Raw genomic sequence first — 24709 nt, forward strand, 5'->3', positions numbered from 1 at the left:
TTTACGCCTTTAACCCAACGCCTATTGCAAATGCGTCAGGTATCCTTACCTCAAGAGCACTTTCGGTGTAGTAGCGCTTTTGCTTAGCTGTTTTGCTGGTTGATACGTCCTCAATGGTCGTAGGGATTAAAAGTCCATTTTTAGCGTATGAAAAATCCCCAGCAATTAGCACGTCTTCAAGTCCAAATTTAGCACTTAATAGGCGGTGCATTCTGAAATTTACCTTGCCAAAATCTGTTTCAAGCGAAACCACACGAGTGTTTATTGACTTATCATTGCCAAATTGACGAGTTGCGATTTTGTTTATCGCTTTTTTAAGGTTTGCTCCAATAAATACATCTTTTGGCGTTGCTCCACTATCCCAAATTTGCTGTAAAATTTGACTTAATATATCCTCTGTTAAAACACCTGCTGTGCCTTGCCAGTCCCCACTGCTATCAAATGCCAAAACATTACCACGTTTGCCACTTGAAAAAGCCGATGCACCCTTTGCTACATAGTAAAATAGCCCTGCCATTTCAGAAGCAGTTGTATCTGTTCTAGCGGTTGGAGCCTTAAAAACTGAAGTTTTTACGTTACTATCTCTACCAAGTCCTAAAAGAGCATATTCGATGTCGGCTTTATGCTCTTTTGCCTTTTTGCTAACTTCGTGAGCTAGTTCGTTCCCACCATAGGTTTTAACTGCCTGCATAGTCTTTGAAACCATAATGTTAGAGGTAAAAATTTGAGTGTTGTTAAACAGCTCAACTTTTGAGCTTTTATCATCTCCTACAAAATCTGAAATTTCTAGCTGTGCGTTTTTCTTTGGCTCGGCTAGTGTGTCGGTTATCCAGCTATGTTTTGTGCTAGATACCTTTGATTTACCCATAAGTGAAAGTATAGGCGTTTCATCTGAACCTATAAGCAGGATTTTGTCATAGACTGACGGAGCCAGTCCAACTCTTTGTGTTGCTGGAGATTGATACCCAGTTGAAGTTATTGCCATTTTCTATCCTTTATGATGAATTTGGCTTAGTTTATAAGTTTGGGGTATGCAAAAACTACCCATTTTTTGCAGTGATGGGTAATTTTTGATTTATTTTTAGGTTATATTGTTTTCAATCTCTCTAAGCTCTTTATCTTTGCCACGTCTAAGCATATCGCCAAGCATTGCAGGGTCTGTTTGTGCTACTTTTGGGTATTTGTTTGCATAGCCCATTATACGGTTATAAAAGCTAGGATTTGATTTTTTAAGCCCTAAACTCGCCAGTTTAGTTCCCAAAGCCCCGCCGAAAAATCCCCTTACGAACTCATCAAAATCTAGTTTTACATCGCCATTCTCATCACGCTCTACACCATTTAAGCCACCACCTAACAAACCGCCGCCGATAATGGGGTGTGAAAATGGGGTAAAATCATCACTATTTTCTAAAGAAACTTCGCTTTTTGCTTCGTTTTTTGGTATAATGCCATCAGTGGGCTTAGCTAAATGAGATTTATTCTCCAACTTTAACGCCCCTGTCGGCATTGTATCGGCGTGTGGGAGTAGGGCGTCCCCACTAGCTAAGCTCTTTTTTATCTCATCTTTATTCATCCGCCTTGCATTTGCGTGGATTATCTTATTATCATCTTTATTTATAACAATATCTTTTACTTTTTTGCCGTCGTTTTTTGCGATAAAAACACTATTTGGCGTTTTTGCTTCTGTTACCCTGTTTGGATTGTCTAGCACGTAGTCAATAAGCTCTTTAACCGCCCTTTGATTTTTAAACATTTCAGGGTGCTTTGATTTTAGCCACGCAAGAGAGGCGTTTATCGCTTCATCTATGCCTGTTTTTTCTTTCAAAACTTTATCTAACTCAAATTTTACATTGTCTAAATATGTTAATTTACCCTCCTTTGCCATTGCAAAGTTTTCGCCCAAAATGGTGTTTTGCTTTTGCAGTGCATTAAGCTCATCAATACTTGGATTTTTATTTACATTTATGGCGTTTGTCGCTTCTTTTGCTTCTTGTTTTGGCGTTAAATCATCACGTGCGGTTAAAAATTTAGTTAGCTCCGCCCTTATGCTATTTGGTATATTTTTATCAGTTGCGATTTTTGTTAGGTTATTTATAAAGCCGTTATAGTTTTTTGACTTTAAAATCGCCTGTTCTACGTGGTGGATTAATGACGGCTGTCTGCCGATTATCGGTGCTAGTCTTAGGGCTGTTTTTATGGTGCGGTTTGCCATCATAGTATAAATTCTAGTGGTGGGGTCTGTGCTAAACCCTTGTTGGATTTTTTCGCCCTTTTTATAAATGCCTATTGCGTCTGCTAGTTTTATATCCTGCCCTATTAATGGGTCTAATTTATTAAGTAAATTTACAAAATTCTTTGCGTCGCCACTTCTAAAATTGTGATTGCTTACCGCTTTTATAACGCTTTTTATATCTAGCACCTTGCCATTTGTGCCTACATTGTATGTGTGCTTATTTAAGGCTTTTTCTAATAAGCCAAGCTCCACTTTTGAAATATCTTTATCGCTATGCTTTGATAAAAAGCTATCTACGCTATTATTTGAAGCTTTTTCATCTATTACCTTACTTATCGCATTAATAACGCTATCCTCGCCCTTATCTATATCTTGTGCGGTTTTAAACCACGTGCTGTCCGTGATATTTTTCATATCTTTATACTCAGATACCATTGTTTTATAAAGGCTTTTAGCTTCGTTTTGCAGTGGGGATTTTGTTAAAATATCGTCTAAAATATCGCTTTCAACGTAATCTTTAATGTTTCTTGCAATGCGTTTTACGCTGTTTTGCTGGGCGTCTGCTATTAGGTCGTTTAGCTCGGCTCTTAGTCCGTTTACTCCGCTTATATCTATCTCTTTACCATTTGCTAAATTCTCTAAGATATTTTTTAGTCTAGTATTAGCCACCCCGCCCCATTCTCTTGCTTTTAGCTCGTTTATATCGTTTAAAAACTCTTTGCTAGTCGGTATATCGTAAATGGTCGTTTTTATATCGCCTATGCTATCCTCTAAGGCTTTTAATCCGTCGTTAAATTCTTGCTTTACCCTTGCTTCGTAATTTGTCGCCATATCTTTTACAGATATGTCATCAGCCCCTTTTAAGGCATTAAACTCATCTAAAATTTTATTTGTATCAGCTGTAATTATCTCATTCATTCTATTTGCTGCCGTTGCGTTTGAGCTTAGTGCGTTACTTGCTATTTGAGCCACTCTTTCATTGCCTCTTGCGGCGGTTAAAAAGTCGCTTTGATTTTTTGTTATCTCATCATTTTTAAAAAATAGATTTTGTGCTGTATCTACGGCGTCTTTTGCTAAATTTACGCCCTTTTGCGTCCACTCTTTGCCTTTTTGCATTAGCTCATTCTGAGCGTTAAAATCATCTACCTTTTGCCCTGCTTTTTCTAGCTCCTCTTTTGCAACACTGGCTAAATATGAGCCGTCGTTAATATTTACTCTTACGCCCATTTCATCAGCTTGTTTTAAAAACTCATCTAATGCCTCTTTACCACCCATTTGAGCTTGTAACTCTTTTAACGCTCCACCTACATTTTGTTCTCTTAATGTCTTTAAAATAGGCATATAATCAGCTGCTTTACTTATTGCTTCGGCTGAAATTTTACCGGTCGCTTTAAAGCTTTTAATAGCTGGGTTTAAAAGCTCAGCAAGTCCAGCCCCTAAGGCTTCGTTACTAGCTCCGCCAACACCTGCTTTTATAGCTTCGTTTATTTTAAACTCGCCGTCTGTGTTGGCTGTGTTTCTTGTATAATCCGCTACCGCGCCAGCTCCACTACCAACTGCTCCATACGTTAAAGCTCTTGCTGTTGCTGGTGCTAATAAACTTCTTACCGCTCCCCCTGCTACCGGGCTTTTTGTCGCAAGTGCAACCGCCGTGCCACCAAGCGAGCCTACTAACTCGTTAGCATTAGCCCCCAAAAGGTCTAAAAAATCAGGCGTAATATCCTTTATCTCGCCATTTTTTAGCTTAACGCCGTATTTTATCTCGCCGTTATGAGTTGCCATAAACGGCTCATAGCCTAGCTCTTGCGCCGTTTTTATAAAAATATCTTTTGTTCTACTAGCGTCCGCTTTTCTTTCATCATCGCTTTTAAAAAGTCCGCCTAGTGCAAAAGTGCCATAAAAACACATTTTTTAATGGCAAACTAAGAAAAATTAAAAATGATTAAATCCTTATATAAATTTGCTGAGAACGTTAGCAAATGATGATATTAACAATGAATTTATCGCCAATAGTAAAAGAGACACCAAATAATCTATTTAATAAAATTTATGCACCAACGATAAAAGATATAAGCGACGCAAGTCCTGAGCAATTTATAAAATCAAAAAAGCAAATAACAAAAGCAGCCCAAAAAAGAAAGTTAAAAATGTATAAAAATTAAGTTAAAAAGAATAATAATTTAACGCAAAAGCTTATTGAAGTTGGTTTTATATAATTAATAAAAAAATAGGACTGCAATCAAAATTCTAAAATAATAATTATGGCATTAAGAGCATTAAAATATAAAATTTATATTCTTTTTTACTGTCTTATGCTAAAATTCATTCAATCATAGATATTTTTTAAAACGCATGGAGATATTATGTCAAAATCAATTTGTTTTTTTAATCATAAAGGCGGAGTAAGCAAAACCACAACAACCTTTAATATTGGCTGGCAACTAGCAAATATGGGAAATAAGGTTATGATGGTCGATTTGGATTCGCAATGTAATCTTACAGGAGTTGTTTTAGGATACAATGTTTGCAAAGAAGATGGAGATTTAGAAAATTTTTACCAAAACAAAAATAATCTTACCATGGAAGATATTGTGTCGGCCCTGATAAGCGGGGATTCTGCTGAAGCGTTTGTAAATTCCAACAAAGGAGTTTTGACTTCAACAGGAAATGAAGATTTATTTTTATTGCCGGGACACCTAGATGTGTCAGACTTAGATTCACAGATTAGCGTAGCTTTAAAAATAGCACAGGGTGTTCCTGCAACTAAAAAAATACCGGCTGGATTGCCTAAAATCATTACTCTTTTGGCTAATAAATATGGGATAGATTACATTTTATACGACCTGAGCCCAAACGTAGGTGGCTTAAATGAGGTAATTTTAATGTCTAGCGATTATTTTATTGTGCCAACATCTCCAGACTTCTTTTGCTGGCAAGCCGTGGGATCACTAGCAAAAAATATAAAAAAATGGCACGAAGAAATTGAATATTTTAAAAAAATGAACGGATTTTCTGAGGATAGAAGCTACGCGATAAAAAATTGCCCTAAATTCTTAGGAACCATACAACAAAGATATAGACCAAGAAATGGCAGTCCAGCAAAATCTTTTGAAAATTGGATATGTAAAATTAGAGAAGAGATTAGCGATAATTTGGTCCCGGTATTAAGACAAAAAAATTGTATAGCAGACGAGACTAAAATAAAACAGGTTTTGTCTCAATATGAGCTAGAGCCATATGATTTGGCACATATTGCGGACTTTAATTCATTAATTGCAATCAGCCAAGAATTTCAAGTGCCGGTCTATGCTCTTACTAGGGAACAAATAGCAAGCACAAATCAATTTGGGCACGCTTTAAACACAATGGAAGCGAACAAAGAGTCATTTAATGCAGAATTTAAAGCATTGGCACAAAGAGTGATTGACTTAACTTGAAAAATAATTCAAGAATACACTATTAAAGATAATATTTATAATGTTGCTATTGTGTTGATTTCTATGAAAAGTCTTAAAAATAACCAAATTTAACAAGCGTCTTTTCCTATCACTAGTCATTAAAGCATATATTGTAAGCCTACCATCAAGCTTATGATATATTGCTCTAAAACTTCTAAGCTTTAGACGACTAAAGCCATCAATCAAACCTTTTAGCTTTTTATCTTTTGCGTTTTTAAAAGTTCTTACTCATAAACGTAGTTATAATGCAAGATGAGATTTTTAAACCCAGAGATTATAAAATGAGCCACCGATTTTTTTAAATCTTTAAGCTTTTTTAGTGCTTTTTCGCTAAATTCAAATTGCCTTTTATTCATTTATTATTGATTCTACTTCATCTAGCGTGCATGTTTTGCTTTTTCTTTGGTTTTTTGCTCCATTATTTCTGAATCCATAATGTCAAAGCAATAATTAAGTGCTTGTCTGATTATTGCACTTTTACTCTCCGAGCTCCTTTGCGATATTGGCAAACTCCACATTTAGCCAACTTGGCAAAGATACCATTTATCACACATATTAACTCCTTATTTTTTTTATTTACTATATAATTTTGTCAATATTTATTTTTGCCACAATAATATCGCTTTTGTTTTACAAATATGTTTTTTCAAAATAATATTTACACTTTTTATTTAAATATCTTTTTGATAAAGCAGCAGTATTGTTTCATCCAAACAAAAAATAGACTAAATAGTTTAAATCACATCAAGAATTTGGTCGAGTTAGCATTGTAAAAATTTTGCAAAATTACATTTTAATCAGAAGCAGACTATGAAAGCGGGATTGCTATAGTCTTATCAGTCCTAATAAAACCACATTTGAAATTTGATAATCCACGCATTTACTTATACACGGACTCTTTTTTTCGCAAATAAACCATTAAAACACAGCTCTTTAAAAACAAATCCTAAAAATGAAATTCACACAAATAATAACTTACTTATTAGGCAAAAGATAATTTCACCCATTATTTTTTAAATAAAATTCACAGATTTTATAAAATCTCTAAAACAAAAAGCTAATATTATGACTAAAACATTTTTTTAAGCATTTTATAGCTAAAACCACACCATTCAACTTATTGACTACAACTACTAACCAAGCCTCTAAATTATGCAAACAAATGCTTGCATTGACGAATTTAATATTTACTACTCCATTTTATCACTTAACAGCTAACACCTAAAATATCTAAATTTACGCTCACTTTGCAAGAATTTTTACGTGATGACGACAAGCTGAATGAATGTTTTTATTCTATCTTACACACTCAGGATAAATTCACGTGCTAACCCACAATGACTTTTTATTGCTACCAACGTGGAAATTTTATGAAGTAAATTAAAAGCTTAGTTTTTATAAAATTTATGGATTTTATAAAAAAAGAGGGGGCTAAATGAATAAAATCTATACTCTACATTTTGATTTTAATGCTGATAGCAGAGCTGATTTTTTCAAAAACGTATCTGATTTTATCAATAATATTGATGAGTTAAATACCGCGCTTTGTTCTTACATTGACAGCGAAATAACAACAAAAGTTATATTAGAGCAAGTTGGCGACGGCTCACTAAAAGCCAAAGTAAAAGACGTATTAAAAAGTGTAGATACTGACAAGTTAAGGAGTTACGTGAAAGACCCAAGAGACGCCATAGCCGATTTTTTAATAAAAGCGAAAGATAAGCTCATCGTTTGGCTAGACGATGAGCCAAAACAGCCAACAAATAAAGCCGATGAGATAGTTTGCCAAGCCTTAGAAGCTACTGATTTAAAGCCTTGCGGTTATAAAAATAACAAAACGGCGCTACTTAAAGCACTATCAAATCTATCTCAAAGCACAAAAGGATTTAAAGTGCCTCCACGTATAAATTTAAACGGCAACGAAAGAGAAATAAAGGGCGGTTATGAGTTTAGCCCTGATAATTTAGATGATATTATCACGCAAAAAAGCCAGTTTCAAGGCTCATTTATCATCAGAAAACCGGACCTTGCAGGAGCTAGTAAATGGACTATCATACACGGCAAAGCAATTGATGTAAAAATCATCGATGAAGCGTGGATAAATAAGCTAAAAAGCCACGAAATAGCCTTGCGTTATGGCGATAAGACAAGCGGAACGCTCATAACAAACTCTTTTATTGACAAAGATTTAAATGTGATAGATACGGAGTATTTTTTAGATGATATTTTAGGGGTTAGCTCATCAAATGAGCCGACACAACCAAATTTAGATTTAAAGGATTAAAAGTGAGCTACGAAAAACAGCCAGGAACAATAGAGCAAATCCCAATAAAGGTAACAATTGAGCGAGACCAGCCACTAGATATAGCCACTTTTTCAAAAGCGCTTTTATCGCTTAATAACGCGGTTGATGAATATGTATCGCTTTCTAGCGGAACAAGCGGGATTAAAGCTACACTTAATGGCGTAGAAAAAGGTAGTGATATTATTTATATTTTAATCACTGGTGCCGTTATGTTTGATACGCTTTTGCCTACTATAAATGGATATTTTGAGTTTTTTAACAACATAAAAAACATAGGCAAAAAAAGCGTAGATGATATAAAAGAAGATAGGTTTTTAACCTCTACCGCACTTGACGATATGGAAAACATCATAAACCTAGCCAACCAAAGCGGTGTAAGCGTAACGATAAATTACAACAATTATAAAGATTGTATGATTATCAATCAAGAGAATAAAGAGAGTTATGCAAAAGGCGTAGCCACAGCAAGACAGATTAAAGACTTTGAGAGTAAGGAACAAAGATACTTTGAAAATGTTTTGATAAGGATGAAAGAGGTTAAAGATAGTGAGCGTATAGTAAAAGATAAAGCTATTTGTGATGACATCATACCAGGTAAAGCCGTAAGCACCGAGATTGTAGACAAAGATGCGAAAGAGCTTATAAATAAAAATCCATTTGATAACTACTACTTAGTTAATTTATCTGTTCATAAAGCAAACGGAGTGGTTAAGCTCTACCGCATAACAGCATTACACAGCATAATACCAAAAACAAAGGATTAAAATGACAAGCGAAGAACTAAAAGCGTTTTGTAAAGAGCGGAATTTGACTTATAAGGAGCTTGGCGAAGCAATAGGAATGAGTGAAGCTACTTTACGCTCAAATATCTCTAAAGGAATTATTTCAGAGCAAACAGCACGGGCTATTGAGCTTTTAAAGCATATTGAAGCTTTAGAAAATGAACTTAAAGAATTTCAAGCACTAAAAGAAATCCTAAAAAACATCATAAAATAACGTTTCCGCAATTTTGCGGAGACGCAAAAGTTGCAAATATCTACAAAAATTTATAAAAATATTTCAATTTACAGCTTTTTATATTGACAATAGTTGCAAAATATGATATAATCCTCTCATAAATGTTGCAAATAGCAATGTTTAGGAAAGGAGGCAAAGCGATGGAAGTTTTTATCTCGGTAGTTGATTTGATGACCGCCATCATCAAGTTGATTACGATTTACCTGCTTATCAAACAGATAAAGCGGTAAGAAGTCAAGGGGCTAGGTTAGCCCTCACTTTTGACTTTGAGATTAGGAGCTTTTACGCTTTGCCTACTGAAATTATACCACAAGGAGCGGTAAAATGGAAGTTTTTAACACTATTTTGGATTTAGTCATAGTTGCGTTACTCGCCGTTGTCGTTTGTCGTTTAGGCGGTGTAAAATGAATGCCGTTATAAACAATATAAACGTAAATTTTAACATAAGCGATGAGAGAGTTTTTATAAGCTCTCTTGAGCTTAGCGAAGTATTTGAAAAACAACACAAACACATCCTAAGAGCTATTGAAAATTTATTAAATGATGAGTTTAAAAGTCAAAATTTTATCAAACATAGCTATTTAGATAAAACTGGGCGTGTTTTACCCTGCTACAACCTAACCCGCGATGGCTTTTCGCTTTTGGTTATGGGTTTTACTGGCGAAAAGGCTTATAAATGGAAAATAGAGTTTATCAAAGCTTTTAATCTTATGGAAGCCGAGCTTAAAAGAGTAAGCATAGGGCGTTATGTTGATAAAATCTCCGCCCTTGAAGCAGATTTTAAACTAAACGCCAAACATCATCAAAACCAAATCAACGGCTACAAGGGTCAAATTTGCTATAATACAAGCTAAAAAATTTAAAGGACACGCAATGGAAAACAAAGAAGCACAAACAGGAAGCTACAATTTACAAATAAAAATACCACACGAACTAAAAGAAAAACTCGAACAATTAGCACAAGAAGCCGGGGTAAGCTTAAATCAATACATAATGTTTATGCTTATTAGAGAGACTAAAAAATAGGCACTCGGATTTTAAATCCGACCGCTTATTGCGAAGTCAATATAAAAAGATTGATAAAATAATAAAAATGTATTGACAAATCAATTTTATTTCAATTTAATTTCAATAAATTTTCATTGAAAGGTTATTGAATATGAATGATTTAGTCATAAACCACAATGGTACACCAGCCACTACACAAGATAAAGTTTCAGTTTTAACTGACAACAACGAACAATCAGTCCAAAGACTTATTAGAACTTACGAAGTTGATTTAAAAGAATTTGGCGAACTTGAATTTAAAAACATACAAATTAAAGCAGGGCTTGGTTTTACTTTTAAAAAATGCTACTACCTAAACGAACAACAAGCCACACTTTTGCTTACTTATATGAAAAATACGCCAAAAGTAAGAGAAGCTAAAAAGTTGTTAGTAAAGGCTTTTTATGACATGAAACAAAAACTACACACAAACCAAATCAACGGCTACAAAAGTCAGATAGCAAAGCACAATAATCAAATAGAGTTGTTAAAAGCTGAGCTTCTAATGGCTAAGAAAAACTACCCATTCGCAGAGCTTGACCTAAGCGACCCTAAATATCAGCCATTTTCAGCTGGACGACCTAGCTACAAAGAGCTATGGGGACAAAACATAAGTATCAAAGCTCACAACAACGCCTTAAAAGTAGCCCTTAAAATGTATCAAGATGACGAGGATAAAAACAAACAAATAGTATCAAACCTAGCCAAAATTCAAAAAGAGCTAGAAAAAAGTTACACAGCAATAGGTGCGGTTATGGCGTATTGTTATGACAACGACCGCTTTTTTATAAACCAAAAGGATCAATAATGAAATCTTTAGACACACAAAAAGAGAAATTCGCAAAGTATTTAGAAGCTTACGGAATAAAGCTAGATGGTAGCGACGAAGCAGTAAGTCATAAGTTGCTTAGTTGTGCTTTTGATTTATTTTGTGCCTTAGACGCATTAGCAAAAAATCATAACGCAATAAAAGCTAAAATTTTAAACATACTAAACCCAAAAGGAGAATAAATGAATTTAGAAGTTTTTAGAAACGATGACTTTGAGATTAGAGTTACGGTTGATGAAAAAGGCGGACCGCTTTTTTTGTTTGGCTGATATTTGTAAAGTTTTAGAGCTTACAAATCCAACTCGCGCCGCAAATGCGATAAAATCGGAGTTTGAGCTACCTAAGTTAAATGTAGGTAGCTTTGACACTGGGTATGGCGTTAAAGAATTTACAATGATTACCGAACCCCAACTTTACTTCGTGTTAATGCGTAGCGATAAACCAAACGCAAAAGCGTTTCGTAAATGGGTAAATTGTGAAGTCCTGCCAAGCATTAGAAAAACAGGCGGATATAATCAAAAACCACTTAGCCAAATTGAAATTTTGCAAAGCTCGGTGGCTATCTTAGCCGAGCAAGAAAAAAGAGTAAGCGTTTTAGAGCATAAAACTGATGATTTACATAAAGAGCAGTTAAAAGCAAAGCATAATATCAACCGCCTTTTAAGCAATGATAATTATATGACTTTAATTGCGTTTATGAACCTACACGGCATAAAGCAAAAGGGCTATCATTTGCCAAGTTTAGGCAAAAGGGCTAAAAAGTTAAGTGAAGAACAAGGGGCATTTATGGGAGCGGTTATAGACCCTAGATATGGGCGGATTAACACTTATGACACTGAAATTTTAAAACAGGTGTTTAAAGTAGCCTAATCTCGCACATTAGGCTAAAACACTTCAAAATTATACACAACTAACCTTACGGCGGAGTTAATCCGCCTTTTATAAAAAAACATAAGGACAACCAATGTCAAGCCCAGAAATTGAAAAACACAATAAGGTGTTAGAAAATTTTGATGCCTTTTGTAAAAAGATAGACACGCACAACGAAAAGATAGAGCTAGTAGAGCGTATAACAAGACGGCTTTTTAAGCTTGATATTTTTGAACTCGGATATATTTTAGAAGTTGTAAAAGCAATGATAAAGGATAGATATGAGCGAGATTTTAGAGCTAAAAAATGAGATTTTGGAATTAAAATTTATACTATCGTCTTTACTGCCAAAAAGTATGAGTATCTCTGAAATCTCGGCTCAAACTGGCAAAAGCAGACAAACTTTAACCGCTTTTGTAAAGTCAAATTTAGAGCCTAAAAAAGATTTTTGGCAACAAAATGGTAAAATAATGCTGTCTCAAACTGCCGCCTTAAAAATTATAAGGAGATATAATGAAAAATAGCGGCGGATACAAGGTGCGAAACGGCAAAATTTACGTTTTTGGCACGATAGATAAAGTAAGATATAGATTTTCAGTAGGCAAAGAAGCTACGAAAGAGAATTTAACTTGGATAGCACGGAACTACTGGAGTGTTCTTTTAAATTTAATTGATGAGAAAAAAACGCCAAAACAGAGTTTAAAGCTTAGCGATTTTTTGCTTGAAGCCATAGAATTAAGCGCACACAAACGCTCAAAATCAACGCAAAGCGACTACATATCAAAAGCAAAACGGCTTATAATCCCATATTTTAAGGCGTATGAGCTAGGTAATATTAAGCCATTTGACATAGAGCAGTGGCAAAGTGAAATTTTAAAGCACTACTCAACTGCCACTGCTAAACGGCTTAAAAATATCCTAAATATGGCTTTAAATAAGGCATATTTAAATGATATTATACCTAAAAACCCTTTAACTTTGGTAGATAGTTTTAAGATAAAGCACGAGAAAAAAGAGCCATACACGATTGATGAAATGCTTAAAATTTTGCACTTTTCTACTGGCTGGTTTAGGCTATTTTTACATTTAGCTTTTACGACTGGACTTCGTACAGGTGAACTTATGGGGCTAAAAAAGAGCGATATTGACTTTGAAAAACGTGTGATTTATGTTAATCGAAGCATAACAAAGGGCGAGATAAAAGAGAGTAGTGAGATAAAAAATCACAATCGCATAGTTGTTTTAGCTGATTATTTAGTAGATGAGTTAAAGGCGTATGATAGTGGCAGCGAGTGGCTGTTTGTTTCGCGGCTAAATAAGCCTTTTTTTGAAAGCAAAGCCATAACAAAACACTATTTTAAGCCACTTTTAGAGCGTATAGGGGTTAAATATAAAACGCTTTATGCTACACGCCACACGTTTATTAGCTTATTGAGAAATGCAGGAGTTAGCAAAGACTTTGTAGCAGAACTTGCAGGTCATAGTGAGGCGATTAGCGATAAGCACTATTATAAATCGGCATTAACCGAGCAAAAAACAAAAGCGATAAATAACGTTTTTTATGGGCTAAATTTGGGTGTTAAGGCACAAGTTAAGGCACAACAAGCATAACAAAACTCAAAAACATCGATGAGAGCGTGAGAATTTAACAAAAACACCTGCCCTGTTATAGACACGGAGCTAAAGGTTTCTATAGATAGCGTTGCGGCTAGTGTTGATAATGTTTTAAACAAATTCATAACATCGGCTGAGCTACTTGGAGCAAATGAGTTTGTTACAAGATGGATGGATAGTAACGAACCTGAAGAGGATTTATCTGCATTTTTTAAATACCAAGCCTCTGTTGAAAAGGAGCTTGGGCTATTTGCTATAGGTATGATCTCTGACGTTACACTAAGATATTACGCAAAAGATAAAATTTTAAAGACTATGGATCAAAATTCTCAAAGGGATCAGTGGTACTTTAAGTTAAAAAATAGTAGTGAAAGAACGGTTTTAAACATTGACGCTGACGATAATACCGGCAATATAACGCTTTTTGTTAATAGTAAAATTCAAAAAGGCGGTAAATTTTACGGCGTAGCATTTACTGGAATTTCACTAGATAGCGTTGTAAAACTAGTAACCTCTCAAAAAATAGGTAAGAGTGGTAAATTTTATATGGTTGATTCAAACGGCGATATAAAAATCCACGCAGATCAAAGCTTAAGGAATAAAAAGCTAAGCAGTTTGCTTGATAGCGATTCATATAGAAATTTGATAAAAAAAGATGGCGGTTTTATAGAAAAGGATGGAAAAATCATCATATCAAACTATATAGAGGCTATGGATTGGTATCTTATAGGAGAGCTTGAAAAGAGCGAAATTTTGGCTGATTTGGATGATTTATTTTACACATCTCTTGTTGTGATACTGGTTGCTGTTGCAGTATCGTTTGTTATCTCGCTATTCTTATCAAACTATCTGCTTTCGGTTATACTCAAGCTAAAATCAGGACTTTTATCGTTCTTTGATTTGCTAAATCACAAAACAAATAAAGCCCAGCTTATCCAAATAAAGTCAAAAGATGAATTTGGCGATATGGCAAATTTGATAAATGAAAATATTGCTAAAATAGAGAAAAATTTGGACGATGAAAAGGTATTTTTAGAGTCTATTAATGGTTTTGCTAAAGAGATTGAAAGTGGAAATTTCACAGCTACAATTGACGCTCAAACATCAAACGATCTCTTAAATGAGATGAAAAAAGATCTAAGTAAAGTTCAGCAAACATTGCGTGAGAATTTCTGCAAAAACAGCAAGGAGCTTATGGCAATACTTGACAGCTTTAAGGCTAAAGACTTTACAAAACGTATCGAAGATAATGCTATGATGTCTAGCGTTATAAATGGGCTTGGAGATGAGATTAGCAATATGTTAAAAGCATCTCTAGAGCAAGGAGAGATATTAAAAGATAAGTCTAAAATTTTAAGTGATTATATGGGGCTAATCGCAAAAGGTGCTCAAAATCAGTCAAATTCTCTAAGCGAAAGTGCGGCTGCGGTTGAGCAGATGAATAGCTCTATGAACGCTATTAGCCAAAAAACGCAAGACGTTATCCGTCAGTCTGAGGAGATAAAAAATATCATCACAATAATCCGTGATATAGCAGACCAAACAAACCTACTAGCACTAAATGCTGCTATAGAAGCAGCACGTGCAGGAGAACATGGGCGTGGATTTGCGGTCGTTGCCGATGAGGTTAGAAAACTTGCTGAACGCACTCAGAAGTCTCTTAGTGAGATAGAAGCAAATACAAATGTATTAGCTCAATCAATCAATGAGATGAGTGAATCAATAAAAGAGCAAGCTGAAGGTATAAATATGATAAATCAGTCAGTTGTAGAGGTAGAGAGACTAACTAAAGAAAATACTCAAATCGCAAGTCAAACTGAGGCAATATCTGTTGAAGTAAGCAATATGGCTCAATACATTACAGATGATGTCAAAACTAAACGTTTCTAATTAAAATTTGGGGCGATTTTAAGCCCCAAGCTACTTTTTAAAACCGCTTAAAGCCCATTTTGCTATAATGTAGTCAAATTACGGAGTCTAAATGAAAGAAATTTTAATAATAGCAGATGGTGCTTTAGCACAAAGCTTTATATCAAGGCTTTATACGGCTCGTTCAAATTTACAGCACTATACGATAGTTACTCAAGATACGAAAATTTTAGAAACTAAAAACACTTCAGAGAGTTTTAGCTTTTATGAGTTTGATCCGACTAGTTACTCAAAGCTAAAAGCCGTTGTTGATGGCTATTTTAGCCAGTTTATAGTTATTATGCACGATAAAGACGAAGCACTTGCAGTATATGAAAATTTAAGAAAAATTAGCACAAAAACAGAGATAGTACTTTTAGTACTTTGGGATATACCCCAAATTTTAAGCGACGATAAGCATTTAGAGCTTGTAGACACTAGGTCTATCATATCATCACACTTTGTCGGACACCTGCCTGATATGCCGGCCATGGCTGATAATATCGGGCTTGGCGAAGGCGAGATAATGGAGGTTAAAGTCCCTGTTGGTAGTGCTTATATGTATCGCCACATAAACTCAATCCAGCAAAAGAAGTGGCGTATAGCACTTATATATCGCTCAAATGAGATCATCATCCCAAAACCAGGCGTGATGATACGCCCAAACGATAGCCTAATAATAGTCGGCGATCCGATAGTTTTGCAGAGTGTTTTTAGATCGATAAAGCGTGAACCAGGGCAGTTTCCAAGCCCATTTGGAAGTAATATTTATATTTTTATAGATATGAGACAGATGAGTGAGAAACGTGTTAAAAAGCTAATAGATGATGGTCTGTTTTTAAATTCTCATCTAAAAAATAAAAGGCTATTTTTTGTAGTTATAAACCCAACTTTTGGTCAAAATTTAGATACCCTAAAGTCGTTTAGGGATGATAAAAAGATAAATGTTGTATTTGACTATTTTTCTTACAATAACGCTAGAATCAGATCTGATATTCACAGTATGGACATAGGTTTCATAGTGTGCGATAAAGAGTATTTTTTTAAATTTAAAGAGCTATTTTACCAGCTAAAACGACCCGTTTTAAAGACTGCTGATATAGCGTTTAAGGATATTAAACAGGGTATTATTTTAAGCGACGGAAAGGAAAATATAGAGAACCAATCGGCCGTGATAATGGACTTTTCGGCTCAGCTTGATATGGATATAAAGCTTTACTATTTTGATGGTAAAAATAGCGACACAAGCACACTTGCTGAGCATTTTGAGAGTCTTAATAACCTTTTTGAAAAGAGCATAAGTATTGAAAACAGCAAGGATAAAAATCCTATTTTAAGGCTATCAAACAGACAAGATATGCTCCAATTTATCGCATTTAGCGATGATATCGTCAAAAATGATAAATTTGCATTTTTATCAACAAACATAACAAAGCACTATAAAAAACTGAGTAAAAACGCACAATTATTTGTGCCAATGGGCTCTTAGCAGGGGATTTTATGCAGATTAAATTAAATTTAAAACAAAAACAGAGTGAATATAATGTTTATCTAAACGAACTAAATGAGCTGAAAATTTCAGGCAAAGTTGCTATCATAACAAACCCAAAGGTTGCTGGTTTGTGGCTTACTTATCTGCTTGAGCGTTTAAAATGTGATGAGTATTTTATCATAAGCGTTCCTGACGGCGAAGAGTATAAAAATATGCAAACAGTAAGTGAAATTTTAGAACAACTTTTTACTAGCAAACTAGACCGTTCAAGCACCCTTATAGCATTTGGCGGAGGAGTTATAAGCGATATGGTTGGCTTTGTGGCTAGTATTTATGAACGTGGGATAAAATTTATAAATATACCAACCACGCTTTTATCGCAAGTTGATGCGAGTGTTGGCGGAAAAACTGGAGTAAATAATAAATTTGGTAAAAATTTAATAGGCTCATTTTATCAACCAACTGCGGTTTATTGCGAAAGCAAATTTCTAAAAACACTACCAAAAAGAGAGCTTGTGGCAGGGGTTGCTGAGATAGTAAAAATGGCAGTGATGTTTGATAGGCAGATGTTTTACTCTATGCGAGATTTAGACATAAATGACGATAGTCAAATTTTGCCGTTTATAAAAAGAGCTATTGAGCTAAAAGCACAGGTGGTTAGCCAAGATGAGCTTGAGCGTGGTATAAGAGCGGTTTTAAACTACGGACACACTTTTGCTCACGTTATAGAAAATCAGACAAATTATAAAAGCTTTTTGCACGGCGAAGCAGTAGCCATAGGTATGAATATGGCAAATTCTTTGGCTTTAAAGCTTGGACTTATTAGCACCAAAGAGCGTGATGAGATAAGAGCGATTTTAGAAAAATTTGACCTTCCTACAACATATGCTATAAAAGATGAAAATGAGTTTTATGAAGCGTTTTTTATGGATAAAAAGAGCGAAAATAGGCAGATAAAATTTATATTGCCAAATGGAATTGGAGAAAATTTAATAAAAAATGATGTCCCAAAAGATGTTGTTTTAGAAATTTTAAGAGAGTTTAAATGAGAGTTTTAATCCTATGTTTTCTGGCTTTTATAGGTGTTTTTGCTGAGAATAACTCTAGCATTGATAAAAATACGACGCAAATTTTAATAAGCGACATAAATTCTCAGATAGCTGGTATAGACGCATCTTTAAAGAGTAATGCGTGGATTACAAGATATGCAAACTATAACACCTATCAAAAGATAAAAGCTAAATTAGAAGATAGCGAAAAAGCACTCAAAAAAAGCGATAAATCAGCTCAAAGAGCCGAACTAAGCAAACAAATTCAAACCCTAAAAGAGCAACTTAGCTTACTTAAAGAGTATGAAAATGCACCATTTTTAAATATGCTAATGGCACCAGAGATTGACTCTCCGCCACGCATTATAAACCCAGTTGAACTAGTTTCTGGATTTTCTTATATTAAAAAGGTTGCAAGTGATTTAAGCGAGTATAAAAAGCATATCCTTGAGCTTGATACACTCGTTTCTAAGCTTGAAAACAAAGAGTCGCTGCTTGTAAATTTGCTTGATATAAATTATGATGAGATTAGTAGCGATAAGCTTTCTGACTTAAGGCAGGAGATAGGCGACTTTAAGGGTGCTAAGCAGATTGCTGATACTACGTTAAATGTGCTAGAAAAAAAGGTTGATGAGGCGATAAATATCACAAAAAATGAGATAAAATCCCAACTTTTAAGTATGCTAAATATCGCCATTTTTATCATAGCTACAATAGCAATCTCATTTTTCTTTAAATTTGTAGCAAAACGAACAATTAGCGACGATGAGCGTTTTTACACTGTTAATAAATTTATAAATTTCATAAACGTTTTGCTTATAGTGGTTATATTGCTTTTTGCGTATATAGAAAATGTCACGTATATAGTTACCGTTTTGGGTTTTGCTTCGGCTGGTATTGCCATTGCTATGAAAGATATGTTTATGAGTATGCTTGGGTGGGTTGTTATCATATTTGGTAGCTCGTTTCACGTAGGCGACCGCATAAAGGTTTCAAGATCAGGAGTAACTCACGTCGGCGACATCATCGATATATCGTTACTTCGTATAACCATGCTTGAAGATGTCACACTTAGCACCTACCTTGACGGAAGCAGACGTGCTGGACGCATTATTTTTATACCAAATAACTATATTTTCACAGACCTTATCTCAAACTACTCTCACTATGGCATGAAAACCGTTTGGGACGGCATAGATATATGTATAAGCTTTGATAGCAACCACAAAAAAGCCGTATATATAGCAAAAACAATAGTCAGAAAATACTCAAAGGGCTATACTGACATAGCAAAAAGGCAGATGAATAAACTAAGAAGCCAATACAGCATAAAAAATCCAAACGTAGAGCCTAGAGTTTTTACATTTTTTGAAAGCTATGGCATAAATATATCCATATGGTATATGGCAAATTCATATGCGACGCTGGTGCTTAGAAGCACGATTAGTGCTGAGCTTATAGACGCTTTTAACAAAGAAGATGATATACGTATAGCATATCCTACGCAAACTATGTATATGGCTAGAAAGTCTCTGCCACATCCACACACGGAGCTTGAGTTAGAGGGATCTAATGAGTAGGCAAAAGCTATACTTTAAAACCTTTGGATGTCGCACCAACATCTATGACACCGAGCTTATGAAAAGCTATGTAAAAGACTATGATATAGTAAGCAGCGAAAACGATGCTGATATTGTAGTTATAAACTCTTGCACTGTTACAAATTCTGCAGATAGTGGAACAAGAACTTATATAAATTCACTAAAAAAACGCGGGATTAAGGTAATTTTAACAGGTTGCGGGGCAGTTAGCAAGGGCAAAGAGCTTTTTGATAAAAGTGGCATTTTTGGAGTTATTGGAGCCAGTAAAAAGAGCGATATAAACGAGCTATTAAATCAAAAGCAGCGGTTTTTTGAGCTTGGCGATTTAAACAGCATTGATAAAAATATAGTTACAAACTATGAAAATCACACGAAGGCTTTTATTAAAATTCAGGAAGGTTGTAACTTTTCTTGCTCGTATTGCATAATCCCAAGCGTTCGTGGCAAGGCTAGAAGTATGAGCGAAGATGCTATTATAAACGAAGCTAAAATTCTAGCTAGCAATGGATACAATGAGCTGGTTTTAACAGGCACAAACATAGGTAGTTATGGTAAAGACACTAACTCTAGTTTGGGTTTATTACTTGCTAGACTTGGTAAAATTTTAGGCATTAAGCGTATTAGACTTGGAAGTATTGAGCCAAGCCAAATAGATGATAGTTTTAGAGAAATTCTGTTAGAGCCTTGGCTAGAGCGACATCTTCACATAGCACTTCAGCACACAAGCCAACAAATGCTAACCATAATGCGTAGGCGAAACACGGCATTTAGGGATATTGAACTATTTTGTGAACTTGCTGATATGGGCTTTGCACTTGGGACGGATTTTATCGTTGGACACCCTGGCGAGAGCGATGAAATTTGGAGTGAAGCACTCGCAAATTTTAAAAAATTTCCACTCACTCATCTACACGCCTTTGCCTATTCAGTAAGGGCTGGAACGCACTCTGCTAGTTTAAAGCTAGATGTTAAAGGTGACGTGGCAAAAGCTAGATTAAAAGAGCTAAAAGACATTGTGGCAAAAAATAATTTTGAATTTAGAAAAAAACAGGGTGTTCTAAATGTGCTTGTAGAGCAAAAAGATGGCGAGTATTATGAGGGATTTGATCAGTTTTATAACAAAATTTTCATAAAAACAGACAAAGATATTTTAAAAGAGTGGGCGGTTGTAGAAAAATATGATGTAAAATTAGAGGCAAATTATGCAAAAATTTAATAAAAAAAATATCATTTTTATAGTTGGTGGATTACTTGTTTGTTTGCTAGTTTTTGCGTGGATAAAGAGTGAGCCAGAGGATATAAGCTACGCAAGATACGAGGTGCTTTTAAGTCAAAATGCCATACAAAAGGCAAGCATTGATGATGGATATGTATATCTTTACACGACGCAAGGAAGATATAGGATTCTTATGTATGCCATTGATATTGGTGTTTTATCAAGAAGCGTTCCGACTACAAAAAACTCAAGCTTTAACGGCGTTGAATACGCGGTTTTGTTTAGTTTTATGGTTGTTGTATTTTTTATCTTAGTTATCTTAGTTGCTAGAATTTTGGTTAAAAATCTAAAAGCTCAAACAAAAGATAACAAAACACAAGCCACAGCCTTTGAGATAGAGGGTATGCTCTCAAATAACATAATACCCGCAATATCAAATGTAAAATTTTCTGATGTAGCCGGGATTGATGAGGTAAAAGTAGAGCTAAATGAGATAGTTGATTTTTTAAAAAATCCATCAAAGTATAGAGAATTTGGTATAAAAATGCCAAAAGGTGTTTTGATGGTAGGACCTCCTGGCGTTGGAAAGACGCTTGTTGCAAAGGCTGTTGCAGGAGAGGCAAATGTGCCGTTTTTTTATCAAAATGGTGCTAGTTTTGTGCAAATTTATGTCGGAGTTGGTGCAAAACGAGTAAGGGAGCTGTTCTCACGTGCAAAGGCTATGGCTCCGTCAATTGTATTTATAGATGAGATAGACGCCGTTGGAAAGAGCAGGGGAGATGGGAGGAATGATGAGCGAGAGGCTACGCTAAATCAGCTTTTAACAGAGATGGACGGCTTTTTGGATAACTCTGGCGTGATAGTTATAGCGGCCACAAATCGTATCGAGATGATAGATGACGCACTTCTTAGAGCTGGGAGATTTGATAGGAGAATTTTCCTTTCGCTGCCTGATTTAAAAGATAGAGAAGCGATACTTAAAACATATCTAAAAAATAAAGTCACAAATGTAAATATTAAAGATATCGCAAAAATGAGTGTTGGTTTTAGCGGAGCTGCTTTAAATACGCTTGTTAATGAAGCCGCCATAAGTGCATTAAGACGAAAGAGCGGAGTTATTGAACTTATGGATTTTGAGAGTGTGCAAAGCAAGGTTGTTTTTGGTCAAAAAAAGGCACTTAGCTACTCACAAAAAGATAAAAAAATCCAAGCCGATTATCAAGCCGCAAAGGCGATAAGCGCGTATTGGTTTGATATAAAATTTGATAAAATTTCACTCACTCAAGATAGATTTGTGGCTCCTGAGTTTGAGATAGTTTCAAAAAGCAGTATGTTTTCTAAGCTTAAGGTTCTGCTATCTGGTATAGTAAGACTTGAGCTTGTCTATGCAGATACGTTTTCAAATTCCGCCGATGATTTAAGAGATGCAAAAGAGCTTGCAACTAAAATGGTTTATGAGTTTGGTATGTCACAGTCTTTACTTCCAAATCAAAATGATGTTGAAAATTTGCTAAAACAAGCAAAAGATGAGATTAGAGAATTTATGAGCGGTATGAGCATCCAAAGTGAGCTGGTCGCCGATCATCTTTTGAAATTTGAAGTCATACAAAGAGAGCAGATAGCTGAAATTTTAAATAAAACGTATGAATAAGGAGAAAAAATGAAGGCAAAAATAGGAATTTTAACCCTTAGCGATAGAGCTAGTGAGGGAATTTACGAAGATAAATCAGGCGTTGCAATACGCGAGTGTTTAGATGAGTGGATAGTAAGCGAACGTGAGTATTTTTATGAGGTTATACCAGATGAGTTTGAGCTTATAAAACAGAGGCTTGTATTTATGACAGATGAGCTTGGTTGCGACCTAGTGCTTACAACTGGTGGGACTGGCCCGGCTCTTAGAGATGTTACGCCTGAGGCGACAGAGGCTGTTTGTGAGAAGATGATGCCTGGATTTGGGGAAATGATGAGAAGCGAGAGCCTAAAATACGTCCCAACAGCCATACTCTCTCGCCAAACAGCGGGCATTAGAAAACATTGTCTTATTATAAATTTGCCAGGCAACCCAAAGGCGATACGCGAGTGTCTTGAGCCAGTTTTCCCAGCGGTGCCTTATTGTATCGATCTTATAGAGGGTGCGTATATTCAAACTGATGAGACAAAAATGAAAGTCTTTAGGCCAAAACAGAAGAAAATTTCATAAAAAAGGGTGGCATAAGCCACTCTTTAAACTCCTAAAGCTTTTTTAACCTCATCACTAGCCATTAGTATATTCCACTCAGGCTCCCAAACTAAATCTATCTCGCACTCTTTTATCCCTTCAACTCTAAGCGTAGCGTCATTTACCCAGCTTAAAATAAGCTCGTGAAGTGGACAAGCTTTGGTCGATAGTGTCATAGTTACCTTTGCTTTATCGCCGTTAACCTTGACATCATAAATTAGACCCAAGGATACGATATCAAAGCCAACTTCAGGATCAACGATTGTTGAAAGCTCTTTGTAAATTTTATCTCTCATAATTTTCTCCAAAATTTGTATATTTAAAAAAGTTAATCATATTTACGCATACTAAAAAAATAGAAGCAAACATAAAAACAACGGCAAAATTTGTCCAAAAAATATAGCTAAAAATTCCAACTACATTTAAGCCAAGTGCGATGTATGCTGGTTTTTTTAGTATCATATTATCAAGTAATGGCACCTTTGTTTTGCCAACAAATAGTGCTATGTAGTGATACCATATAAGAAATGGTGCGATTTTATAAAGATGAGCTACGATAAATGCGTATAAAAATCCATATATAAAAAACCATATAGCTATCTCATTTTTACCAAAATATATGAAAATTGACGCAGCTATTAGGCTAAAGAGTGATAATGCCACGTTTAAATTCCAGTAATCAAACGCCTTTCTTACCCTTTTTTTCATTATTAAAAACGCTTGAAATATAAAACACAATATGCTAAATCCTATAAAAACTAAAGCCAAATTTAGCTCTACATACAAGCAAAATCCAGCGACTATGTAAAGAAAAAGGCTTATCTTGCTTGACAGAAATTTCACGTCGTGAGATAGTGCAAACATCGGCAAAAGCACTGTGGATACACCAACTATGATAAAAAATACAAATCCAAGCACGAAATATATGTGAAAGTGCAGTGCTGTCTTAAAATCAAAGCTTATCGTACCAGATAGTATCAAAATGAGTAAAAAGCCAAAAGTTATACCAACTAGTAAAAATAGCCCAGAGATGAGTAGGGCATATTTTGCAAAGCTGTTTTTTGTGGAGTTTATAAAACTAAGCAAAAATGTAAGACAAAAAAATAGCAATGACAAAAACAGCACGTCGCCACCGATTCTAAAAATCGCCATTTTTTCATAAAGTAGCCCAAAACCAAGCAGTAATGTGCCTGTGCAAAATAGTATGAAATTTAAAAAAGCACCCCTTATGGTAAAAAATGCCTTCTCAAGAATGACTGATGTTAGCTGGTATAACGCCCCTACGATAATACTCATTACAAAGCCCACAAAAAATATGTGTGCAAACCCAGCGGTGCTAAGTGATAAAATTTGGGCAAAATCCGCCTTGAAAAACGCAAAAATACTAATGAGTAAAAACAGCACTCCAGCCACAAAATATCCGCCAACAAGCCTAAATGGCGGAGCAAATGTATTTAAAAGCATATTTTATCCGTGGCAGGTGTTTTTGGTATCTAGATTGACCGGATTTGCGTTATCCTTTAGGCTAAATGTCAGTTTTACTTGCTCACCGTCTAAATTTTCACGCTCGATATTAAAATTTGGCTCGATTTTTGGTATTAGTCCGGCTGGGAATTTGTGATTTATCATTACAACTTTTGTGTTTTGATCTTTTACTAAATTTAGTGCAAGCATCGCATTTACCATTGGTTCAGGTGGCACACAAGCACGAGAGTCAAAACCTATGTAGTTTATGCCATCTGTTTGTGTTTTGTAAAATTTGATCGTAGCACCATCTAGCTCAAAGCTCTGCCAGTTGTTAAAAAAGTCCATATTTTCTCCTAAAAATAAATTTTAGGAGTATTATAATCCT

General features: G+C 35.1%; 26 protein-coding genes and 1 pseudogene. 21 read left to right on the plus strand and 6 right to left on the minus strand.

What is annotated here, in order from left to right:
• Window position 1: 1 nt before the first annotated feature.
• Both CMCT_RS04050 and CMCT_RS04055 read right to left on the minus strand, forming a co-directional pair.
• Entirely contained in the window at window positions 2-985 is a 984-nt protein-coding gene (locus CMCT_RS04050; RefSeq protein ID WP_034967268.1) for an SU10 major capsid protein, read from the minus strand.
• 96 nt (window positions 986-1081) lie between these two features.
• Window positions 1082-4141 carry a hypothetical protein gene (locus tag CMCT_RS04055; protein WP_034967267.1) on the minus strand — a complete coding sequence of 1020 codons (3060 nt, stop codon included), beginning with the start codon at window positions 4139-4141 and terminating at the stop codon, window positions 1082-1084.
• 71 nt (window positions 4142-4212) lie between these two features.
• Here CMCT_RS04055 and CMCT_RS04060 point away from each other — a divergent pair, with 71 nt between their 5' ends.
• Both CMCT_RS04060 and CMCT_RS04065 read left to right on the plus strand, forming a co-directional pair.
• A complete protein-coding gene (locus CMCT_RS04060) occupies window positions 4213-4395 on the plus strand; it encodes a hypothetical protein (RefSeq protein WP_034967264.1) in 183 nt (60 codons plus the stop codon).
• Between the two features lie 201 nt (window positions 4396-4596).
• Window positions 4597-5670, plus strand: coding sequence for a ParA family protein (locus CMCT_RS04065; RefSeq protein WP_034967263.1), 1074 nt, complete (start codon window positions 4597-4599; stop codon window positions 5668-5670).
• A gap of 245 nt (window positions 5671-5915) precedes the next feature.
• On the opposite strand, the gene CMCT_RS09425 is transcribed toward CMCT_RS04065, so the two are convergent.
• Window positions 5916-6047 carry a hypothetical protein gene (locus tag CMCT_RS09425; protein WP_280525196.1) on the minus strand — a complete coding sequence of 44 codons (132 nt, stop codon included), beginning with the start codon at window positions 6045-6047 and terminating at the stop codon, window positions 5916-5918.
• A 1079-nt stretch (window positions 6048-7126) separates the two neighbouring features.
• On the opposite strand from CMCT_RS09425, the gene CMCT_RS04070 reads away from it, so the two are divergent.
• The 19 genes and pseudogenes from CMCT_RS04070 to mog all read left to right on the plus strand — a co-directional run bounded on the left by CMCT_RS04070 (window position 7127) and on the right by mog (window position 22839).
• Entirely contained in the window at window positions 7127-7975 is an 849-nt protein-coding gene (locus CMCT_RS04070) for a hypothetical protein (RefSeq protein ID WP_034967260.1), read from the plus strand.
• A gap of 2 nt (window positions 7976-7977) precedes the next feature.
• A complete protein-coding gene (locus tag CMCT_RS04075; protein WP_176325028.1) occupies window positions 7978-8760 on the plus strand; it encodes a hypothetical protein in 783 nt (260 codons plus the stop codon).
• Between the two features lies 1 nt (window position 8761).
• Window positions 8762-8992 (plus strand): helix-turn-helix domain-containing protein, encoded by a 231-nt coding sequence (locus CMCT_RS04080; protein ID WP_034967253.1) that lies wholly within the window; start codon window positions 8762-8764, stop codon window positions 8990-8992.
• Window positions 8993-9417: 425 nt separating this feature from the next.
• Window positions 9418-9867: a Rha family transcriptional regulator gene (locus CMCT_RS04085; protein ID WP_051654825.1), complete on the plus strand. Its 450-nt coding sequence runs from the start codon at window positions 9418-9420 to the stop codon at window positions 9865-9867.
• 19 nt (window positions 9868-9886) lie between these two features.
• Window positions 9887-10039, plus strand: coding sequence for a YlcI/YnfO family protein (locus CMCT_RS04090; RefSeq protein ID WP_082198619.1), 153 nt, complete (start codon window positions 9887-9889; stop codon window positions 10037-10039).
• Between the two features lie 133 nt (window positions 10040-10172).
• Entirely contained in the window at window positions 10173-10868 is a 696-nt protein-coding gene (locus CMCT_RS04095) for a Rha family transcriptional regulator (RefSeq protein ID WP_051654824.1), read from the plus strand.
• The gene (locus tag CMCT_RS04100; protein WP_034967251.1) at window positions 10868-11071 is read left to right on the plus strand and encodes a hypothetical protein; all 204 of its coding nucleotides are present in this window, start codon (window positions 10868-10870) and stop codon (window positions 11069-11071) included. The genes CMCT_RS04095 and CMCT_RS04100 overlap by 1 nt, the downstream gene beginning before the upstream one ends.
• Before the next feature lie 31 nt (window positions 11072-11102).
• Window positions 11103-11759 carry a BRO-N domain-containing protein gene (locus CMCT_RS04105; protein ID WP_176325029.1) on the plus strand — a complete coding sequence of 219 codons (657 nt, stop codon included), beginning with the start codon at window positions 11103-11105 and terminating at the stop codon, window positions 11757-11759.
• 94 nt (window positions 11760-11853) lie between these two features.
• Window positions 11854-12069, plus strand: coding sequence for a hypothetical protein (locus CMCT_RS04110; protein ID WP_034967249.1), 216 nt, complete (start codon window positions 11854-11856; stop codon window positions 12067-12069).
• Window positions 12041-12283 (plus strand): hypothetical protein, encoded by a 243-nt coding sequence (locus CMCT_RS04115; protein ID WP_034967247.1) that lies wholly within the window; start codon window positions 12041-12043, stop codon window positions 12281-12283. Before CMCT_RS04110 ends, CMCT_RS04115 begins: the two co-directional genes overlap by 29 nt.
• Entirely contained in the window at window positions 12273-13370 is a 1098-nt protein-coding gene (locus CMCT_RS04120; RefSeq protein ID WP_034967245.1) for a tyrosine-type recombinase/integrase, read from the plus strand. Before CMCT_RS04115 ends, CMCT_RS04120 begins: the two co-directional genes overlap by 11 nt.
• An 81-nt stretch (window positions 13371-13451) precedes the next feature.
• Window positions 13452-13988, plus strand: a pseudogene (locus CMCT_RS09550) (cache domain-containing protein); the annotation flags it as partial.
• An 822-nt stretch (window positions 13989-14810) separates the two neighbouring features.
• Window positions 14811-15263: a methyl-accepting chemotaxis protein gene (locus CMCT_RS09555; RefSeq protein WP_425321199.1), complete on the plus strand. Its 453-nt coding sequence runs from the start codon at window positions 14811-14813 to the stop codon at window positions 15261-15263.
• A gap of 91 nt (window positions 15264-15354) precedes the next feature.
• Window positions 15355-16770, plus strand: coding sequence for a COG3400 family protein (locus tag CMCT_RS04130; protein ID WP_034967242.1), 1416 nt, complete (start codon window positions 15355-15357; stop codon window positions 16768-16770).
• 11 nt (window positions 16771-16781) lie between these two features.
• Window positions 16782-17822, plus strand: a complete 1041-nt coding sequence (aroB, locus tag CMCT_RS04135; protein WP_034967240.1) for a 3-dehydroquinate synthase — start codon at window positions 16782-16784, stop codon at window positions 17820-17822.
• The gene (locus CMCT_RS04140; protein ID WP_034967238.1) at window positions 17819-19402 is read left to right on the plus strand and encodes a mechanosensitive ion channel domain-containing protein; all 1584 of its coding nucleotides are present in this window, start codon (window positions 17819-17821) and stop codon (window positions 19400-19402) included. Before aroB ends, CMCT_RS04140 begins: the two co-directional genes overlap by 4 nt.
• Window positions 19395-20639, plus strand: coding sequence for a tRNA (N(6)-L-threonylcarbamoyladenosine(37)-C(2))-methylthiotransferase MtaB (gene mtaB / locus CMCT_RS04145; RefSeq protein ID WP_034967235.1), 1245 nt, complete (start codon window positions 19395-19397; stop codon window positions 20637-20639). The genes CMCT_RS04140 and mtaB overlap by 8 nt, the downstream gene beginning before the upstream one ends.
• Window positions 20626-22290, plus strand: coding sequence for an AAA family ATPase (locus CMCT_RS04150; protein ID WP_034967233.1), 1665 nt, complete (start codon window positions 20626-20628; stop codon window positions 22288-22290). Before mtaB ends, CMCT_RS04150 begins: the two co-directional genes overlap by 14 nt.
• 9 nt (window positions 22291-22299) lie before the next feature.
• Complete coding sequence (mog, locus tag CMCT_RS04155) at window positions 22300-22839, plus strand: molybdopterin adenylyltransferase (RefSeq protein ID WP_034967232.1); 540 nt, start codon at window positions 22300-22302, stop codon at window positions 22837-22839.
• Between the two features lie 23 nt (window positions 22840-22862).
• Here the strand turns inward: mog and CMCT_RS04160 are convergent, their stop codons facing one another.
• From CMCT_RS04160 to CMCT_RS04170, 3 genes are read right to left on the minus strand one after another with little or no spacing between them, the layout of a single operon-like run.
• On the minus strand, window positions 22863-23153 hold the full coding sequence (locus CMCT_RS04160) for a metal-sulfur cluster assembly factor (RefSeq protein ID WP_034967230.1): 291 nt from the start codon (window positions 23151-23153) through the stop codon (window positions 22863-22865).
• Complete coding sequence (locus CMCT_RS04165; RefSeq protein WP_034967229.1) at window positions 23143-24321, minus strand: hypothetical protein; 1179 nt, start codon at window positions 24319-24321, stop codon at window positions 23143-23145. The genes CMCT_RS04160 and CMCT_RS04165 overlap by 11 nt, the downstream gene beginning before the upstream one ends.
• A 3-nt stretch (window positions 24322-24324) precedes the next feature.
• Complete coding sequence (locus CMCT_RS04170; RefSeq protein ID WP_034967227.1) at window positions 24325-24669, minus strand: hypothetical protein; 345 nt, start codon at window positions 24667-24669, stop codon at window positions 24325-24327.
• Window positions 24670-24709 lie beyond the last annotated feature (40 nt).

The organism is Campylobacter mucosalis, assembly GCF_013372205.1.
GTDB lineage: Bacteria > Campylobacterota > Campylobacteria > Campylobacterales > Campylobacteraceae > Campylobacter_A > Campylobacter_A mucosalis.

What these genes read in the sequence shown, in the direction of transcription:
- CMCT_RS04050 (WP_034967268.1), bottom strand. Translation starts at nt 985, where the DNA reads ATGGCAATAACTTCAACTGGGTATCAATCTCCAGCAACACAAAGAGTT.
- CMCT_RS04055 (WP_034967267.1), bottom strand. Translation starts at nt 4,141, where the DNA reads ATGTGTTTTTATGGCACTTTTGCACTAGGCGGACTTTTTAAAAGCGAT.
- CMCT_RS04060 (WP_034967264.1), top strand. Translation starts at nt 4,213, where the DNA reads ATGATGATATTAACAATGAATTTATCGCCAATAGTAAAAGAGACACCA.
- CMCT_RS04065 (WP_034967263.1), top strand. Translation starts at nt 4,597, where the DNA reads ATGTCAAAATCAATTTGTTTTTTTAATCATAAAGGCGGAGTAAGCAAA.
- CMCT_RS09425 (WP_280525196.1), bottom strand. Translation starts at nt 6,047, where the DNA reads ATGAATAAAAGGCAATTTGAATTTAGCGAAAAAGCACTAAAAAAGCTT.
- CMCT_RS04070 (WP_034967260.1), top strand. Translation starts at nt 7,127, where the DNA reads ATGAATAAAATCTATACTCTACATTTTGATTTTAATGCTGATAGCAGA.
- CMCT_RS04080 (WP_034967253.1), top strand. Translation starts at nt 8,762, where the DNA reads ATGACAAGCGAAGAACTAAAAGCGTTTTGTAAAGAGCGGAATTTGACT.
- CMCT_RS04085 (WP_051654825.1), top strand. Translation starts at nt 9,418, where the DNA reads ATGAATGCCGTTATAAACAATATAAACGTAAATTTTAACATAAGCGAT.
- CMCT_RS04090 (WP_082198619.1), top strand. Translation starts at nt 9,887, where the DNA reads ATGGAAAACAAAGAAGCACAAACAGGAAGCTACAATTTACAAATAAAA.
- CMCT_RS04095 (WP_051654824.1), top strand. Translation starts at nt 10,173, where the DNA reads ATGAATGATTTAGTCATAAACCACAATGGTACACCAGCCACTACACAA.
- CMCT_RS04100 (WP_034967251.1), top strand. Translation starts at nt 10,868, where the DNA reads ATGAAATCTTTAGACACACAAAAAGAGAAATTCGCAAAGTATTTAGAA.
- CMCT_RS04110 (WP_034967249.1), top strand. Translation starts at nt 11,854, where the DNA reads ATGTCAAGCCCAGAAATTGAAAAACACAATAAGGTGTTAGAAAATTTT.
- CMCT_RS04115 (WP_034967247.1), top strand. Translation starts at nt 12,041, where the DNA reads ATGAGCGAGATTTTAGAGCTAAAAAATGAGATTTTGGAATTAAAATTT.
- CMCT_RS04120 (WP_034967245.1), top strand. Translation starts at nt 12,273, where the DNA reads ATGAAAAATAGCGGCGGATACAAGGTGCGAAACGGCAAAATTTACGTT.
- CMCT_RS09555 (WP_425321199.1), top strand. Translation starts at nt 14,811, where the DNA reads ATGAATAGCTCTATGAACGCTATTAGCCAAAAAACGCAAGACGTTATC.
- CMCT_RS04130 (WP_034967242.1), top strand. Translation starts at nt 15,355, where the DNA reads ATGAAAGAAATTTTAATAATAGCAGATGGTGCTTTAGCACAAAGCTTT.
- aroB (WP_034967240.1), top strand. Translation starts at nt 16,782, where the DNA reads ATGCAGATTAAATTAAATTTAAAACAAAAACAGAGTGAATATAATGTT.
- CMCT_RS04140 (WP_034967238.1), top strand. Translation starts at nt 17,819, where the DNA reads ATGAGAGTTTTAATCCTATGTTTTCTGGCTTTTATAGGTGTTTTTGCT.
- mtaB (WP_034967235.1), top strand. Translation starts at nt 19,395, where the DNA reads ATGAGTAGGCAAAAGCTATACTTTAAAACCTTTGGATGTCGCACCAAC.
- CMCT_RS04150 (WP_034967233.1), top strand. Translation starts at nt 20,626, where the DNA reads ATGCAAAAATTTAATAAAAAAAATATCATTTTTATAGTTGGTGGATTA.
- mog (WP_034967232.1), top strand. Translation starts at nt 22,300, where the DNA reads ATGAAGGCAAAAATAGGAATTTTAACCCTTAGCGATAGAGCTAGTGAG.
- CMCT_RS04160 (WP_034967230.1), bottom strand. Translation starts at nt 23,153, where the DNA reads ATGAGAGATAAAATTTACAAAGAGCTTTCAACAATCGTTGATCCTGAA.
- CMCT_RS04165 (WP_034967229.1), bottom strand. Translation starts at nt 24,321, where the DNA reads ATGCTTTTAAATACATTTGCTCCGCCATTTAGGCTTGTTGGCGGATAT.
- CMCT_RS04170 (WP_034967227.1), bottom strand. Translation starts at nt 24,669, where the DNA reads ATGGACTTTTTTAACAACTGGCAGAGCTTTGAGCTAGATGGTGCTACG.